The sequence below is a fragment of the Lentimicrobium sp. L6 genome (genome assembly GCF_013166655.1).
Taxonomy (GTDB): domain Bacteria; phylum Bacteroidota; class Bacteroidia; order Bacteroidales; family UBA12170; genus UBA12170.
Window position 1 is genome coordinate 1 of sequence record NZ_JABKCA010000014.1, and the last position, 18,254, is coordinate 18,254.

At 35.1% G+C, this 18,254-nt stretch carries 14 protein-coding genes; 3 read left to right on the plus strand and 11 right to left on the minus strand.

The window, feature by feature from the left end; translation table 11 throughout:
- Positions 1–172: 172 nt before the first annotated feature.
- From HNS38_RS05065 to HNS38_RS05100, 8 genes are all read right to left on the minus strand, one after another.
- Positions 173–2,182 (minus strand): PAS domain-containing hybrid sensor histidine kinase/response regulator, encoded by a 2,010-nt coding sequence (locus tag HNS38_RS05065; protein ID WP_172282312.1) that lies wholly within the window; start codon positions 2,180–2,182, stop codon positions 173–175.
- A 300-nt stretch (positions 2,183–2,482) separates the two neighbouring features.
- On the minus strand, positions 2,483–2,812 hold the full coding sequence (locus tag HNS38_RS05070; RefSeq protein ID WP_172282314.1) for a hypothetical protein: 330 nt from the start codon (positions 2,810–2,812) through the stop codon (positions 2,483–2,485).
- A gap of 3 nt (positions 2,813–2,815) precedes the next feature.
- Positions 2,816–4,222, minus strand: coding sequence for a Gfo/Idh/MocA family protein (locus HNS38_RS05075; protein WP_172282316.1), 1,407 nt, complete (start codon positions 4,220–4,222; stop codon positions 2,816–2,818).
- 100 nt (positions 4,223–4,322) lie between these two features.
- Entirely contained in the window at positions 4,323–4,877 is a 555-nt protein-coding gene (locus HNS38_RS05080; RefSeq protein WP_172346104.1) for a hypothetical protein, read from the minus strand.
- Between the two features lie 13 nt (positions 4,878–4,890).
- Entirely contained in the window at positions 4,891–5,511 is a 621-nt protein-coding gene (locus HNS38_RS05085) for a hypothetical protein (protein WP_172282320.1), read from the minus strand.
- Positions 5,512–5,529: 18 nt separating this feature from the next.
- Positions 5,530–8,244: a DEAD/DEAH box helicase family protein gene (locus tag HNS38_RS05090; RefSeq protein WP_172346105.1), complete on the minus strand. Its 2,715-nt coding sequence runs from the start codon at positions 8,242–8,244 to the stop codon at positions 5,530–5,532.
- 52 nt (positions 8,245–8,296) lie between these two features.
- The gene (locus HNS38_RS05095) at positions 8,297–9,097 is read right to left on the minus strand and encodes a bifunctional 2-polyprenyl-6-hydroxyphenol methylase/3-demethylubiquinol 3-O-methyltransferase UbiG (RefSeq protein ID WP_172282324.1); all 801 of its coding nucleotides are present in this window, start codon (positions 9,095–9,097) and stop codon (positions 8,297–8,299) included.
- A 52-nt stretch (positions 9,098–9,149) separates the two neighbouring features.
- Positions 9,150–10,124: a T9SS type A sorting domain-containing protein gene (locus tag HNS38_RS05100; RefSeq protein WP_172282326.1), complete on the minus strand. Its 975-nt coding sequence runs from the start codon at positions 10,122–10,124 to the stop codon at positions 9,150–9,152.
- A 413-nt stretch (positions 10,125–10,537) separates the two neighbouring features.
- On the opposite strand from HNS38_RS05100, the gene HNS38_RS05105 reads away from it, so the two are divergent.
- Complete coding sequence (locus HNS38_RS05105; RefSeq protein ID WP_172346106.1) at positions 10,538–11,866, plus strand: trehalase family glycosidase; 1,329 nt, start codon at positions 10,538–10,540, stop codon at positions 11,864–11,866.
- A gap of 229 nt (positions 11,867–12,095) precedes the next feature.
- Here the strand turns inward: HNS38_RS05105 and HNS38_RS05110 are convergent, their stop codons facing one another.
- The gene (locus tag HNS38_RS05110; protein WP_172282330.1) at positions 12,096–12,590 is read right to left on the minus strand and encodes a DUF4149 domain-containing protein; all 495 of its coding nucleotides are present in this window, start codon (positions 12,588–12,590) and stop codon (positions 12,096–12,098) included.
- Positions 12,591–12,769: 179 nt separating this feature from the next.
- Between HNS38_RS05110 and HNS38_RS05115 the strand changes: the two genes are divergently transcribed.
- Positions 12,770–14,701: a M1 family aminopeptidase gene (locus HNS38_RS05115; protein WP_172282332.1), complete on the plus strand. Its 1,932-nt coding sequence runs from the start codon at positions 12,770–12,772 to the stop codon at positions 14,699–14,701.
- Between the two features lie 6 nt (positions 14,702–14,707).
- On the opposite strand, the gene HNS38_RS05120 is transcribed toward HNS38_RS05115, so the two are convergent.
- Positions 14,708–15,205, minus strand: a complete 498-nt coding sequence (locus HNS38_RS05120; protein ID WP_172346107.1) for a hypothetical protein — start codon at positions 15,203–15,205, stop codon at positions 14,708–14,710.
- 130 nt (positions 15,206–15,335) lie between these two features.
- Here HNS38_RS05120 and HNS38_RS05125 point away from each other — a divergent pair, with 130 nt between their 5' ends.
- Positions 15,336–17,348, plus strand: a complete 2,013-nt coding sequence (locus HNS38_RS05125; RefSeq protein ID WP_172282336.1) for a trehalase family glycosidase — start codon at positions 15,336–15,338, stop codon at positions 17,346–17,348.
- Positions 17,349–17,434: 86 nt separating this feature from the next.
- Here the strand turns inward: HNS38_RS05125 and HNS38_RS05130 are convergent, their stop codons facing one another.
- A complete protein-coding gene (locus HNS38_RS05130; protein WP_172346108.1) occupies positions 17,435–17,827 on the minus strand; it encodes a hypothetical protein in 393 nt (130 codons plus the stop codon).
- Positions 17,828–18,254 lie beyond the last annotated feature (427 nt).

Here is an 18,254-nt window from a genome sequence, read left to right on the forward strand (position 1 = left end):
AAATTTTGAGCAACAAATTGAAAGAGCTTTTTGCTTAAGTTAACGCTAATGCCCAAAGGTGCTCAGGTGAACGAGTATTCTTTGATTATCAGTGGTTTTTGTTCAGGATGTATAATACGCTTGAAAGAATATTAAAACGATTTCATTTTGAAGGAAACTGATTTTGTAATACTTATTTCTTCATGTGTTTTATAATCATTTGTCTTAAATCATTAGCTTTTATGGGTTTTGAAATATAATCGTTGCAACCAATAGAGATGAACTTTTCTTTATCACCTTGTATAGCATATGCCGTTTGTGCGATGATGATAATTTCTTTATTAAATTCCCGAATTTGTTTAGTGGCTTCATAGCCGTTAATCTCTGGAAGCTGAATATCCATTAAAACCAAATCAATTTCTGAATTTTTAACACAAGCCATAACTGCTTCGGTTCCTGTTCTTGCATAATAGATATTTTTTGCTAATTTCCTCACACTTATTGTAATAAGTTCTTCAGATTCTTTGTCGTCCTCAACTATTAAAATGTTCAAGCGCTTGTTAATATTTAAATGTTTTGCTGTAGTAGTTTCATTTTTGTCAGACTCTTCTATTATTTGGCTTTTTTGAATTGGAAGAGTAAAATAAAAGGTGCTTCCTTTTTTTGCATGTTCTCCATCAGATTCCACCCATATTTCTCCACCTAACAATTCCACATAAGCTTTAGAGATGGATAAGCCTAAACCTGCACCTTGAATGGCAAATCGATTGCTAATATCTGCTTGTATGAATCTTTCGAATATTGCTTTTTGTCTCTCTTTAGGGATCCCAATTCCCGTGTCTTTAACATAAAACTCCATTTTAGAAATCGCTTTATCTTTTTTTACTTTATAACCAAATTCTATGGAGCCTTCTTCGCTATATTTAATAGCATTTTTAACTAAGTTGGTTAAAATAGCAAATACTTTTTCTCGGTCGGTATTTATTATAGATTCACTGTTTTCTAATTCATTTTTAAACGAAAGGTGCAAGCCTTTTTCTTCTACCTCAGGTTTAAAGAAAGTATAAATATATTCTATTTGCTCATTGATGTTGGATTGATGGTTCTCTACTTCCATTAATCCAGCTTCAAGCTTTGAAATATTGACAATATCGTTGATGATATTAAGCATGCGCCCTCCACTTTTCTCTATAATGCCAATATACTTTTTTTGCTCTTCTCCACTTAGGTTAGGTTCTTTAAGTAATTCTGCAAAACCAAGAATACCATTCATTGGAGTACGTATTTCATGGCTCATATTGGCCAAAAATGCTGATTTTAACCTTTCGCTTTCTTCCGCTTTTTCTTTTGCTTTTTTAAGCTGGTCCATATTTTGGGCTAATAAAACATCTGCATTTTTCTTTTCAGTAATGTCCTTAGCCATAGAAATAACAAGCCTTCTGCCATCATTAAATATTCCTAAAGGTGAAGAACTAAAATCCCATACAATTTTATTTCCTTTGGTGGTCAAGATTTCATACTCCCCCTCCTCCACTTTTTTATTTAGATGGTATAGATTGTCAATATAATCTTTAATGTTTTTGCTTTTTTGCCCATAGGCTTTTTTTGTCCAATCATAAATCGTTGGGATTTCAGCATGTGAATATCCTGTTAATTCCGTCCAAGCTTCGTTTATGGTAATCACCTCGCCATCGTCTGCATGAATCATAATTGGAAAGGGTGATGCCATAATAGCTCGCTTTAATTTTCTTTCCCCTTCTTCGGCATCTTCTTTAGCTTCTATCAATTTTTTATTATTTCTGACGAGTTCTGCGTTTTGTGAATTCACCAAATCATTGATGTCATTTTTTTGAGCGATTTCAGTTTTTAGCCATTTTCTAATTAATAACATGAGAATAACCAAAGCGGTGATTAAATTAATGATTTTTGGGAAAAAAACATTTTGAGGTTGGGCTAAATAATTGAAAACACCAATAGGTATAAGACCTGAGAGTGAAGTATACCAAGCACCAAAGTAAAGGCTTTCAAAAAGAGACCGAAATGCATCTAGTGCTAAAATAATCAACAATAGCCTCAGTAATTTATCTGATGACGCTAGGGCTCTAGTTTTCTTAAAATAGAACACAAATATATATGCCCAAACCAATATGAGCGCCCAATAAATAATAGGTGTTAGATATTTGAAAAAGTCGGCTGTGCTCATATTTGTATTTTTGTCTATTATATATAATGACTGATTTTATAATATGCCAATTGGGTGCAAATAAAATTTAGCCAGAGAGAATAAGAAAAAGATATTATTCTAAATTATTGCATTATCAACCATTGCTATCAAAGATAATGAAAAGCTATCGTTTTACCAAATTTACATATGTATCAGTAAAACAGGCAGATAAAATCATGATATTATGTAGGCAAGAGTTTTCAATATGATAAAACTATAATTAGCATTTCCTCTCCTATAGGGGTGTTTTTAAATGGAGGAGGCCATCTAGATAATATATCAGCATGGTTTTTTCCATGAGGCTCCGGGTTTAAGATTTCTCATGACCAAGAAGTAATCAAAAGTAGTTCCATTATGCATATCATATTTTTGATCAGAAGCATTCGCCACCAGAAGCATTGGACTTAGGTATTTATATAGGCCCATTAGGGTATAAAGTGGTGAAGCCAAAAACTGACTTATGGGAAGGACGATAAACAAGCTAAAAAAACCTAAGAAACTCATTTTCATGAGGAGAATCCAAAGAATCATCAAGCCCATCATTAAAGAAAACATGATGAAGGACAATACCCATTGAAGAATGATATTCTGCTGATAAAATGGATTCATAAACTAGAGTTTCACTGGCATCATCTTCTTATTTTTTCGACTCTTTTCAGCCATAAATCCCATGACATGACTTTCCACGGAAGCATCTATGGTGGAGGTGAGTAGATCTGGATTTTGTTCTTTTACCGCTTTTATCCAATCGGTAACCAAAGCCCAGTCGCCACCACCATGACCACTGTTTTTATAATTCTCCACATCTTCCACATGAATATCCCATCTGTTTTTTTCTCCGGTGAGGAAATCGGTATGAACAAACTCATCCATATCACCAACGATATCACCCATAGAACCCATAATTCTTGTCCTACGTCCATGATAAGAAGTGAAAGCTTCCATGGAGAAATTGGCAGTTATACCCTCCTCAAATTCCATGGAACTCACATAATGATCGGGCTGGTCGTTATCCATATGATAAACGCAGCGTCCATAATTGGTGGTTTTCAATTGCTCTAATATAAACTCTTCTTTGTCATGTTCCTCCTCAGGAAAATCGAAGACATGAATATAAGTTCGGTCGCGATAATAAATTTTAAGAGCAGAGTATGGGCATTGACTTTCGACAGCACATCCATCGGTACATCTAGTGGTACTTCCTTCTGGAGCATTAGATTCCTTAAACCATTTTAAATTGCCATAGGCTGCAATACTGGTACAAGGTTGGCCAACCAACCAACGGAGGATATCCAAATCATGACAAGATTTCCCTAAAATGATAGGAGTAGTTTCTTTGGAATTATGCCAATTTCCTCTCACATAGCTATGCGACATATGAATATGTTGAATAGGTTCCAAATGCTGAATACTGATCAACTCACCTAGAACTCCAGAATCCACCATCTCTTTAAGCTTGATGAAATAGGGAGCATATCTGAGCACATGACAAACTGCTACGATTCTCCCTGTTTTATTGGCCAAAGCCAAAATATCTCGACATTCTTTCTCGGTGGGTGCAATGGGTTTTTCTAGAAGTATATCATAACCCATTTCCAAGGCTTTCATGCAAGGGCCATAATGCAAATCATCGGGAGTGGTGATGATGATGGCATCTGCGAATTTGGGTCTTTCGAAAACATGTTCCCAGGTTATGAATCTATTATTATCTGGAATATTGTGTTTTTTAGCATAACGCTCATTTCTAATGGGAATAGGTTCTGCCACTCCAATAATATCTAATTCTTTAGGAAAGGCTGTTGCATAATTCCCATAAACATTGCCACGAGCTCCTGCACCTAGGGTAATGGCAGTGATAGGATCTGTTGCCTCTGCATCGCCAAAAGGACGAATAGAAAGGGTTTTTTCATTGAATTCGTTTGCAGCAATAGCGCTTAAAGATGTTGCCATCAAAGGTAAGGCACCAGCACCTAATAGCATATTTTTAAGGGCTTGTCTTCTGTTGAGCTTGTTTTTCATTTGGCGCGATTTAGTATCCCAGTAGCAGGGAGATTAGGATGGTAAATATAGGAAATTTGAAGGTGTGGTGGATAAGTGATTTTACTATTATTGAAGACTATTATTGTCTTTTTTCATAAAGCTTAATAGCTTTTAGGTAGTTTTTGGCTCCTTTGGGACTTAGGTCGTAAATAAACCCATTGAGTCCTGGATAGACTCTGCCAACCCAGGCTACAAGACTATCCCGCCTAGGTTCCCATTTTTCAATATTGAAGTATATATATTCCAGAGTGTGAATTTTTGATATCTTATTTTTGTCGAATTCAAACCATACTTTGCATATTACTGCGGAATCTTGTAAAAAATCAATGCGTTTGCCTATTTTTGATTGTATGGTGAAAATGGAATCTTTATGATTTTGTATCTCCATCAGCTTATGTTTTGCATTAAACACAGAATCCCATTGAAATTGCTCATGAAAACCTTGTATTCCTTTTGTTAAAACAAAATCCATTTCCATGGTGATTAGACTATCGGATAAGAGACAAGAAATGCGATTGAAATCCCCAGAATTTAGGGCTTGGTAATAGGCTTTAATCAGGTCCTCCTCAGATGATTTCTTGTTTTTAATGGAGCAAGAAAAGGACATAAAAACGACAGCTAGTAATAATAGCATTTGTTTCATAGTTTTAGTTCTCCATATAATAAACAGTTTCCAAAAACTTTCCAAGGGGCTTTTCTTCTTCGGAGCTCATTTCTTTAATAACACCTCCCACAGTGATTTTTTCAGCGGGTAATTGTTCCGAGCCTCTCGCATGGGCAATAAAAAAGGATTCTAAGGAGGATTCATCTCTAAGTTCATAAACATCGTATTGATCGATGAGAGGAATCATAGAGAAAGTAGTGACTTCTCCAGTGCTGATGGGCATCATGATAAAACCCATGAAATCAGTTTTTGAATCGGTGAGTTTAGGAATGCCAGTAATGATAGCGTTGGACGAGAGTTGAGCCTTTTTATTGGCTTCAGAAGCTTGCAGATGCTGAGCTTTGTGTTTCTGATATTGTTTCTGTAGTCCGTCATCTAATTGAGACAAAACTCCTGCTTCCTCCTTTTCACTCAAAGCACTAATCGACATCTCTAGAAAAAGAATACTCTGCTGCTTGGATCCAAATATCCCTCCTACTTTTCCGAGCTCCGCCTGACTAATAATGCCATCCTCTGCTTTTGTTAGAATATTATAGAATCTCCCTCCATTATCTAAGGATTTGAGGGCGGTATTTATGTTTTGATATGGGATTAGTTTTTTCATGGTTTTGTTATTTACTATTTACCTCCACTTGTTAATTCGCTCTGTTTTATCTTCAAATTCCGAGGATAAAGAATTTATTCTGGATTGAAGCAAGATTTTTCTGCCTTCAATGGTTCTGGAGTAGATGAGTTCACAGGAACCCACAAGCCGCTTCCATTGTCTCTCAAAATACTCAGCTGTTTTTTTATTTCTGCCTATAATTTCAGGAACAGCATGATAGTCTTTTTGAGAAATGATCTTCAGGAATAAGCTTTTTCTGATGATTAAATACCTCGGATTGTCCACCGCAGCAATAATTTCGTGAAGCGATTTTATAAAAGTAGATTTTTCATAGCTTGTTCCTCCTTTGAGATGGCAATATATGGAGCCAAAGTCATTTAACGAAGCTATCACCTCTAATTTGGAGTATTCCGTATTTATTGTACCTGTTTTAATAAGTGATTCCAAAAGAGCCTCCCCAATTTGCTGTATATCTTTGGAGATATCTCTGTATTTAAAATATAAGCGAATGGTTTTATAGGTCTGTCTACCAAATATTATCACTCCCAAAATGCCAATATACATTAGGTATTGAAGCAAATCTTCTCGAGATTTAATATATCTAATCGATCGTCCTAAGCCATTAAATATGCTTTCTAGAAATCCGAAGATCGCAGAAACCAGCATAGCAATCATATTCGCTATTGTTTTATGATAATACAAAGACATGGTTTTTTTATACTCTTTACCTTCGGGGAATGGAACTTTTATTTGTTCTATTAATGAACTTCCATTTAAGAGCGCATCCTTCCATTTTTGCTTGAGTTGGTCTCTCTGTCCTGCTTTTTTAATGATTTCCTTATTGAAAGATTGAAGCTCAGCTGACCCAAATACTTCGGGTAAATGGATTCTATTTATTCCATTCTCTATGGTGGTTTCGGTTTCATTTGAAATGCCAACAAAAGATTTAAATCGCCTTTTGAGTAATTGAATATCATCACCACCATCTGATGCAGTATGATCTATACAGGCCAAATGCCAGATATTTCCAGTTTTATCAGTATTGTTTCTTTCAGATCTGATTGCTCTTCCTCGCATTTGATTTGAAAGCACATAGGAGCCCACAAAACTCGCCAGTATTAATGAGTTGATTGTTGGTGCGTCCCATCCTTCTCCAAGAAGGGATTTCGTTCCGATGAGTACCTCAATTTCGCCCTGCTCAAATATTTGCGTTATCAGTTGTACAATGTTTTGTTTGAGTTTCTCATTGGTATTGATGATTAAATATTGATCATCAAATGGAAGTTTAGAATGTGTTATTGGATCAATATTTAAATCTTTTGCAGCTGTATGTAAAGAGTCTAATGCAGATATTGGAATGATAATTAATGAACCAGATAAAACACCAATTTTCATATGCCTATCATTAGTTCTTCTGAGCTGTTCAAAGATTGGAAGCACACCAATCTTGTTTAATTCTAATTGGTTTATAGATCCATCAACAAGAAATTCCTTTCTAATATAATCTGTTAAAATAACCATCCTTAGGTCTTTACCTAAAGTATTATGTTCAACATCTACAATGCTTTCAATACTTTTAAGCTTGCTTAAGGAGCTACTGAGGAATTTATTTATTTTTTTGTTTTGCCTGAAGCTGATGGTTTTTCTATCAATTAAACCATTTCTTTTGAGCTTATTTATTAATCTCTCTTTCTCTTCTTCGAAACCTTGAAAGTGTTCATGAGCACCAAATAAATAGAAGCCCAAGAGGATTTCTATCCATTTAAAACTCAGTGGTGGAATTGTGATTTTCTTATCACCAATTATTTCTAGGTGTTTTTCAGGTATCTTTATTCCATTAGCATGAAGGAAAATCAAAATCGATGAATAGCATTCTAGATTGGTATAAATCCAATCCAGATGTTTCATAGGTTCTGAAAAAACAGGATGAGAGCTCATGATATTGATTAAAAACTCATCCTTTCGTAATTCATTAAATACTCTTAATGCTTTTTCTCTTTGCTCTTGTATCGATTTGGTTTCATCATGGGTAGGTTCCGACAGATAGATATAATCTTGATGTGGACATAAATCATTTTCTACTACCAATTCAGGAACGGAGATTTCGCTGTCTATTGGGCCATTTAAATCTAGATATCTATGCCATTCAGAAAATGACACATCATAAGGAGGAGTGGCTGTTAATCCAACTATTGTGGGTTTAATGGCATCTTTAATAGCATTTAATGATTTCCACCATTCGTTTTTTAAGTGATGGGCTTCATCAACAATTATAGTTCCTATGTTTATTGACTTTAAAGCTATAATTATTGGTTCAGCATTAAATATTTTAGTTTTACGCTGATCATGATTCTTTTTCTCTAGCTCTTCAGAAATAGGATTTTTATTTGATTTTGTGCATGCTGAGTGTAGGGCTTGATAGGTGACTACTGTCAAAAAATTCGGATTTTTAATATCTCTTGAAATCCAGTTTGGTTCATCACCGACTAGAAGAAACAATTCGCAAAATCTTTGTATCCACTGATTCCGAATAGAGATAGTAGGAGCAAATATAAGCGTTGGTTTATTTAAACGAATAGCTACTTCGAGTCCAAGTACAGTTTTTCCAGAACCTGGAGGAGCAATAATATGCAGATGATTATCATCTAGCTGCTCCTCAAGATCATCAAGAACTCGTTGCTGATATCTTCTCCATTCATATTTGAATTTTATATCTTTTGGAAACTCTTTCAATTTTCTTTGATTTATTTGAATCGAATAAACATTAAACTACTCTTTGTTTTTTTTAGATTTTAGTGCTTTCCCGAGCTCTCACAGAATACATATATGGAATTTTATCTCCATGTTTTTGATTTACCCATTTTCCTTTCTCTATTTCAACTAAATTGGGGAAACAATCATAGACTTGATATGGGAATTCATGGAGGAATTCTATGGAGAGGCCATTTGAAATTAAGCTATTCATTACTTCCCCCAGGCTATGATGCCATTCGATATGCTTTAGGTTATTACCGGAAACTTCTGATTTGTCGGTATAGGAACTCTCCACTTGAGTTTCGATGGGTTTTGATTTGAAATAGCCATTTTCAATTTCTGAATCCTCATTTAGGGTATAGATAAAGGGATGGAATTCCACCAGATGAAATACGCCATTGGGCTTTAAAAAACGATGGATAAGTTTTGCCCATTTGTCAAGATCATCCAACCAGTTTATGGCTCCATAAGAAGTATAAACAATATCAAACTTTTCGTTTAATACTTCTTCAATATCGTATATATTGGAACGAATAAATTGAGCAGTAAGGCCTAAATAATTAGACAATTCCTTGGCTTTTTGTATGGAGGTATCTGAAATATCTATACCTGTGACTTCAGCTCCCATTCTAGCAAGAGATAAGCTGTCCATACCAAAATGGCATTGAAGATGAAGGATTTTCTTTCCTCTGATATCTCCTAATTCTTCTAGCTCAATATGATTTAATGAGGATTTACCTTTCAGAAAACCTTCTATATCATAAAACCTCGAATCTGCATGCAGATTGGTTAACTCGTTCCAACTTTGTCTGTTCTCTTCGAAATTATTCATTTTTAGTACTTATATGATTTTAATTAAACCTTCGCCAAAGAGTGTGAATTATTTATTGAATAATTAATTTTCCTTTTTGAAAATAGTTTGAAGATTCTATATTTATAATATAGATACCAGGTTCTAAAGTTGAAATATTCAGTGATTTTGTTATGTTTTCTTGTGAAAATGAAAGTTGTCCCAATTGATTAAAAATCTGAATATTTTTAGATTTATCATGGCTGAAAACAATCTCACATTGTGCTGGATTGGGATAAAAACTAAAGAAATCAGGCTCTATATCGGTACTTATAGATTGACTACAGGAGCTCTCAATTTCTTCAATAGTATTACAACCATTCAGGTTGTTTTCTATAGTAAATGATATTGTTTCTTGTTCTAGAGCTAAACAAATACTATTGATATGACAACTTGATAGCTGCGGGTTTTCTTTAATTGTTAAAGAGCTTAATTCACTCAAATCAATATTTTGTAATGGACTAATATCGGATAAAAGTGTATTGTATTTTATGCTAAGTAAGGTGGTGATTGACTGAAGATTGCGTGCTCCTTCAATATCTGTTAAACTAGGATTGGACCAAAGTAATAAGTGAGTAGGTGATGAAACAATATTTTCTAAGCCATTCAAATTAGTAATTAAAGGCATATTCATAACATCAAGAGCTCCCCCCACAAAGGTAACATTGCTCAGTTCATCAATATTTTCAACAAGAGGAAGGCTGGCTACTTCTAAATAATCCCCAACATAACTTACATTTTCAATCCCACTTAAATTTTCTAATAATGGGCAAGTATCTATCCAAAATCCAGATTCAAAGGTGCTAATGTTTTGAAGACCATTTAAATTAGTGATATCATCTCCCATGATCATTAGATTACCTTCTATTGTTGTGCAATCAGGGTGATTTATTAAAAAATTATCAATATCAGCTTGTGTGCTAAAATAGTTGTCACCTGGGAGACAGGATTGAGAAAATGCAGAAATGGAAAATACTAGAAATGAGAGATAAAGGAATGCTTTTTTCATGTTTTGTTTGTTTTGATGTTATGATTTAAATTATGGCTTTTATTGGCAATATCTGCTATTTGTTTATACCAAACGAAATTACAAATAATATATTAAACACTTAAGCAGTTTGTTAAGTTTGTCATGTAATATGAGATTTTTTAAATTTCTACAGGGATCTGTTTTGCTAAAAAGGCAAACACGTCTTCATTGTTTTGTGACCTTTGTGCCTCCTCTGTGTCTTTTGTGTAACAGCTATTACACAGCGTTTTTCAAAGATTTCTCAAAGAATCACAAAGTTGAGAATTCTTGTTGCTTAAACATTTCATATTCTCAATATGCAAACATCTAGTGGAGCTTGATCTGATTTTGCTTAGATAATTCAATTGATTATTATAATTTTCACTAATATTACATCCTCAATAAACGCATCTATGAAATCCATAATCAATTATTCAGCTGCCCTTCTATTGTCCATTATTCTAATGGGATGCTGTGAACAAAAAGAAACTGAAGAAATAAGCCAAGAAATGGCAAAAACAGTCATAGACTTGAGGAAAGTGGAAAGTATCTACGAGGATATTAAAGTAGAATATGCCAAGCTTCGCCCTAAGGTGATTATGCCTGCCGAAGGTTATTTGAAATACCCTTACCTCATTCCAGCGGGTTTTTATAAACAAATGTGGGATTGGGATGGTTTTTTTATGGGCAATCATTTTATCAGTCAGAATCAGCCAGAGTATATGAAGTATTGGGCTCTGAATTTAATAGAAGGCGTAGATGAGGAGGGTTATGTTTCGGGATGTGCCACCACAAAAGGCCCCCGTCCTATCTTTGGGAAATTCTCCATGAAACCTTTTCTGTCACAGGGTGTTTTCCTCGCCTCACAGAAAATGGATGATTTTAAATGGGTTGAAGAGCATTATGAAGCTTTGATGAAGGTCTTAGAATATAGAGATCAAACCCAATTCGATACGGTGTACGGTTTATATTATTGGGATAATGCCATGCAAAGTGGCGCCGATAATAATCCTGCCATGAATTATTTCTGGAAGGAAGATCATCGCTCTTTCCTTTCTTGTGATGCCAGTACTTTTAGCTTAAGAGAAATAGAAGCACAAGCATTAATAGCAAAGAAATTAGGTCATGATGAAGATGCAGAAATGCTTAAGGCTAAAGCTCAAAAACTAAAGAAAGCCATCAATGAGCAGCTCTGGTGTGATGAGGATAAGATGTTTTATAATATCGATAGAGAGACCGGTGATTTCTATAAAAGGGTGAGCTATTCTTGCTTTGTGCCTTTGCTACATAAGATTCCTTCGAAAGAAAATGGTAGGGCCATGATTGAGAAGTATCTTATTTCGGAGGATCACATGAAAGCAGCTTATGGCTTTAGAACCTTATCTAAGCAAGATCCGGATTATAATAACAAAAATATTATTGTTCCTTTTTCCAATTGGCAAGGTCCTGTTTGGCCCATTGCCAACTATATTTACTCGGTAGGCTTGAAACATTATGGCTTCGAAAACGAGTTGGTTTGGCAAGCCCAAACACTCGGTCAACTCATGCTTACTGATTTAAAAGAATGGGGAAGTCTGCACGAAAATTATCATGCCGACACTGGAGCTCCTTTAGCCCCCTCCTCCGATCATGTGGATAAAGATGGGAAATTTGTAGGCTTTATCAGCTGGAATCTATGTGTTGAGAATATGCTCGCTGGTGTTGTGGATGCTCAATGGATGCTTTTGGAAATTGATAAATAGATCAGATTTATTGGTCTCATTCGTTTTTAAAAGAATGCCCTTTAGTGTTTCAGTTTCTGCAAATTTTGTGGTTCGAAGTCGGGAGTATGAAGCTAGAAGTAAATCTGCTTCGGGCTTCCAACGTCTAACTTCCAACCATATTTAGGTAATTATTATATCGAATTTTATTCGTAAAACACAACCTATGATAATTCAGTCCATAGTGGCTTTTTAGCTATCTGAAAACATGCTATAAATAATTCATCATAGCTGAAAGGAAGATCACGATGATTCCAAAAAGGAAGGATATTCCTGCCAGTTTCATTTGTTTGCCTTTCAAAGACATCAACTCTGGTGATGGTCCATTCACAGCCAATTTAGCTGCTTTTGGGCTTATGATTTCAAAATTAATAATGGCAAAAAGAGCCAATAGACCCACAAAAACATGCTTAATAAAGCCTACTGTTTCCCAAGAGGTATCAAAATTGATAATGGCTACATAATATTCGCTGGCAATCTTCATGGGGATTCCAGTGATAAAGAGAATCGCTAAAGAAACATAAACTAAGACTCTCACCCTTTTAAAAAGAACAGCCATAAACTTTCCAGCAGTAACGGGATCCAGAGTTTTTGATACGGTAGGCATCAAAATTAAAACATTGAAAAACATTCCACCTATCCATGCAATGGTAGCCATTAAATGGAAAAAATCTAAGATAATTTGTAAAACTGGGTGATCTATCATAATCAGGTTTTTTTAAGGCTGAAATATACAAAATTCATCTTTACATAGAGCCTGATTTTTAAATTTCTAATCACTAATTGAAATATTTGTCAGATGAATTTGAACAGCTTTTCTGTTTAAGAAACTTTTTCCTTGATAAGTATATTTTATCATTACTTTTATACACCAATTCACAAGCCATGAAGAAAATTTTCTTTCTCTCTTTTTTAGTACTAAATATCATTGCTTCCGCCCAGCTTCAGCGTCATAATCCTCATGGATTTGAAACACCTATCAAAGATGTTAATACCGATTGGTATCCTGTGGAAGATCCAAATTACGATGTACTTTTCTATCATATTGATGTGGAAATAGCTGTGGATTCTATTTATATAAGTGGGGAGGTTAAATTCCTGATATCTTCTAATATTGATAATTTGAATAGCCTAATGGTGGATTTAGATCAAACTTTCGATGTGGAATCTATCTCTTTTCCAGTATCTAATTATACTTTTGAGGATAATGTGTTATATCTTCAACTCGAGAACACTTATCAAACTGGTGATACGCTGTCTTTTCGTATTCAATATTCTGGTCATCCCGAAATGCCCGGAGGATATAAAGGTTTGAGATACGAAACCCATGATGGAAACCAACCTATTATTGCCAGTCTTTCCACTCCATATTTAGCACATTCTTGGTGGCCTTGTAAAGATGGAACCAGTGATAAATGTGATTCTCTGTATATGGATATCACAGTAAAAGATACCATTATCGACGATTTACAACTGATAGCTTTATCCAATGGTTTACTGGTGGATGAGTATACAGATGGAGTGATGAGAACCTTTAAGTGGCAGCATAAATATCCCATTATTCCTTATTATATCATGGTGGCTATTTCTAATTATGAGCACTTTCAGCAAGATTTTGAAATGGATGACATGAGCTTTCCTTTGGATTATTATGTTTTTGAATCGCATTTAGCTAATGCCCAAAATGGGGTGAGTGAGATGCCTGATGCCATGGCTTTTTTTAGTGAAATATTTGGACCCTATCCTTTTTCCGATGAGAAGTATGGAATGACACAATTGGGTTATTATGGTGCTATAGAAAACCAGACCAATACCATTACCAATAATATGTCGCAAGATTGGTTAGATGTATCGGTTCATGAGTTGGCTCATCAATGGTTTGCAGATTATATCACTTGCGAAAACTGGCATCATGGCTGGGTAAATGAAGGTTTTGCCAGCTATGCCGAAGCTTTGTATTTTGAACATAGAGATGGATTCGAAGCCTATCAAAGTTATGTCATAGACTTTGAGTTTTATAATTCGGGCACTTTATATATTGATGATATTAGCGACCCCTTTAGTGGTGTTTTTCGTCCCATCATTTATAATAAAGGAGCCTATGTTTTACACATGCTGCGAGGAGTTTTAGGTGATGAAATGTTCTTCAATGTCATCTACGAATATGCCACCAACGATAATTTCAAATATGGCTGGGCCAATACCGAAGATTTTCAAAGCGTATGTGAGGAGGTCTCCGGAGAAGATTTAGACTATTTCTTTGAGCAATGGATTTATGATGAGCGCTATCCCAAATACAGATATAATTATTTGAGTTCCACGAACCTAACAGAAGTGATCATTCAGCAATCACAAGGGCTTTTGGGCTGGAGAGAAATATTCACTATGCCCTTAGAAATTTACTTTCAATTTGAGGATGGTAGCGATACCATAGTCAGCGTTTTTAATGATGAAATAGAGCAGCATTTTGCTTTCAACTTTGAGCAAGAAGTCATAGATATGGAAATAGACCCGGGTTCTTGGGTATTATGTACTAAGGTTTTTGATTCTAATATTATTGTGGGAAATCAAGAGTTTGAAGAGCTTGTTTTCCGGGTATTTCCAAATCCCAGCGAAGGAAGTTTTACAATTCAGTTGGACGGATCATTTAGGGGTAAAAAGGTATCTTTAGTTATCTTTGATCTTAATGGAAGTGAAGTTCAAAATCAAGAAGTGAATTCAGCAAGTATTTCTGTTCAAGGACTTAAAAAGGGGATTTATCTTTTAAAAATATCAAGCAGCAATATAAACCATTCTAAAAAGCTAATAGTCTATTAGAGTTTTTTAAAACTTCATAACAAGCCCAATGCCAGAATTGGTATTTTCCAGATGAAAAGAAACTTTAGCTTCTTCCGTAGTTTCAAGTAAATCATTATTGTAAATGTCTACTGCATTAAGCGCTCGTTTCTTAAAAGCAGAGCCCAGTGGTATTGCAATAATCACTAATCCTGCTCCTATTCCGGCTAATGCCCAATTGGGTTCTCCTCCTCCTAAGGACGTTCCTAATGGCCAGCCTATTAAGAAACCGCCAGCATAACCCAATATCATACTCATATCGCGGTTTCCCCTTGCGGCTTTAAATTCGAGCCTGGCCTCGGGATGACTAGCAAATATCTGGTCTAGTTGAGGAACGGTTAAGACTTCGCCATGTTTCTTTAAAGGAAATCCTCTCAAGGAGTCTTTAACAATAGGTTCATTAGCTGTTTGGGCTTTTATTTGATCAGGATTGATTAGAATCAAGCAAATAAGGATAAATAGAAAATAAGATAGTGTTTTCATCATTGATTAAGTTAATATATGCAATGCAAATATAATATTTATAGATGTATAAGCAAATTTTAAAGAAAGTGATCTAATCACTAGCCTGATACCTTTTGTTTTCTATATTTACCCTCGAATTAATGGTCTTATTATGAAAGCAAAATGGATACTTTATATTTTAGGAATTTCTATTCTATTACTGGCTTGCGAACCAGAACAGAAAAAGTCAGAAACCTATTACCCTGAAAATATTTTAGATTATTCAGCCAATCCACTGGACGCAAAAGATAGAAACCATTTGGCATTTTCTGATCAAGGAGCTTGGTTTGCTTATGGCTTTCCAACTGTTTCGCAGAATTATGGTGGGTTTTCTGGGCCATTTCTAATGACACAAGAAAATGGAGTTTGGAGCAGTTCTGTTTTGGGTCAGTTGACACTTCTTGAAGTAAAAAGCAATCAAGTTTTAGATTGGAGTAAATTTGTGGCCAAGCAGCAAAGCTATCCAAGTCATTTAGAGCAGATATATGAAAACGAGCAATTGAGCATAGAACAAAAACTCGTCTTCTCATCTGCTCATACCGCTATCATTACCAGTAAAATCACCAATATGGGAGAAAGACATTATGCTTTTCAAGCCATGTTCTCTGGTGAAACCTATCTCTCTTCTCTTCGTTTTTCGGAGGAAGGTTCTATAATAAAAGCCTCCTCCGATTTATCAGAAGCCAAGGGATATATTGAATCCTGGAATAGTGAAATCAGTCATCGGGTGGTCAATGATTCCTCTTTTATTTTAATGCTAGAAAGCGTAGAATTATCTCCTGGGGAGTCTGCTGAAATAGTGATGTCCCAATCTTTTATATTTCCAGAGTATGATTGGAAAGTAGAGCATGAGAAAATTGCCGAACAAGTTAAAGAGGTGAATGGAGTTTTCCAAGTCAGAATAAATGAGAAGCAAGAGCAATTGCAATGTATCTATGATAAACTAGATACTTCTTATCAAAAAGATGCCTTTAAAAACCTCGTCGCTAAAACTCATTTGACTCTACAAAACAATTGGAGAGTTCCAGCTGGGGAGTTAAAACATAGCGGACTTTTTCCGAGCTATCATTATGAATGGTTTCATGGGTTTTGGGCTTGGGACAGTTGGAAACATGCAGTAGCATTGGCGAAATATGATCCAGAACTTGCGAAAGAACAAATCAAAGCCATATACGATTATATGGATGAAGCCGGTTTTATTGTAGATTGTATTTATCGAGATACCAGTATAGAAAAGCACAATTATAGAAACACTAAAGCCCCGCTTTCTGCATGGGCCGTTTGGAAAGTTTATGAGCAAGATGGGGACTCGAGTTTTCTAAAAGAAATGTATCCTCAACTTAAAAAGCAGCATGAGTGGTGGTATAAAAACCGTGATCATGACCAAGATGGATTATGTGAATATGGCTCAACAGATGGGACTTTAATAGCTGCCAAATGGGAAAGCGGAATGGATAATGCGGTTCGTTTTGACGACAGTGAGATTCTGAAGAACTCCGAAACGGCCTATTCTCTTAATCAAGAAAGCGTGGATTTAAATGCTTATCTCTATGCTGAGAAAGTCTATTTGTCTCGAATGGCCCGTGAACTGAGTTTTATTGAAGATGCTCATAAGCTAAATGCTCAGGCCGAATTACTAAAATTACAAGTTCAGAATCAATTCTACGATCCTCAAACGGGTTGGTTTTACGATACTTCTATCGATGGTAAAGAATTTGTAAAAGTGATGGGTTGTGAAGGATGGATTCCACTTTGGGCTACTATAGCAACGGAATCACAAGCTGCTGCTATAAAAGAAAATATGATGAATGAGGACTATTTTAATATGAAGGTTCCGCTGCAAACCTTAAGTGCGGCTCATGCCAAATTCAAACCCGAAGGTGGCTATTGGAGAGGTCCGGTTTGGCTCGATCAAAGCTATTTTGGAATTAAGGCGCTTAAGAATTATGGTTTTCATGAAGAAGCTTTGGAGCTCACACATAAACTCATTTATAATGCTGATGGGGTTTTTACCAAAGGAGCTTCTATCAGAGAAAATTATCAACCTATCACAGGGAAAGGATTAGAGTCCGAAAGCTTTAGCTGGTCGGCTGCACATTATATTTTGATGATGCTTGAGGAATAAAATGATATGATGAATAAAGAAAATAGCCAGTAGAATACTATTCCACTGACTATCCATCATTACAAAAATCAATTCAAATCACTTTATTACTTACGCTTTGGCTTTCTATGCTCTTGCTTCTTAATATACGTTTTATATTTTGATTGTTGCTCTTCACTCAAAAGTGCTTTTACCTCCTTTTCAAAAGAAGATTTAAGGGCATCCATTTCTTCTTTTTTTGGCTTTTCCTTACCCGAAGTTTTATCTTTTACCTCATTGAAATGGCTTTGATAAACAGCCAAAATTTCTGTTTCTTGTTTGTCGGATAATTCCAACTCTTCAGCAAGCTCATTTACCATTTTCTTGACTTGTTTCTCATTTGGAACAGGTGGTTTTTGCGGCCCATCTCCTTTTGGTGCTTGAGCAAAGGTGATTCCTGAAAATAACAATACAATACTGAGTGCTAAAACGCTTAATATATTCTTCTTCGATTGTTTCATTTTTCTGTTTTTTAGATGTTTATTTCTTGTTTTCATTGCAAATATAAAGCAGGAGCTCAGGGAATAAAAAGATAATCGACCGTTTGATGTTTTTCATCTATAGAAAGCCATATTTAGAAGATGAGTAAGAGATGTGATGTGAGTTATATAGGGTCTTAAAAGATATAAATTAATAATCCATACTATTGTTTCCTGTATTTAATTACTTTTGAGGAAATTTTAAAACATACGATTATGGCAAAGAGTCAAGATGCAAAGAAGAATGTAAAGAAAGAAGCTGCTAAAACTCCAAAGGAAAAGAAAGCAGAAAAGAGACTTAAGAAATCTCAGCAATTTTAATCAGGATTTTATTATTTTAAATATAAGGCATCATTTTTTGATGCCTTTTTTTGATTACGAAATTTGCCAATGGAATTATACTTGATCC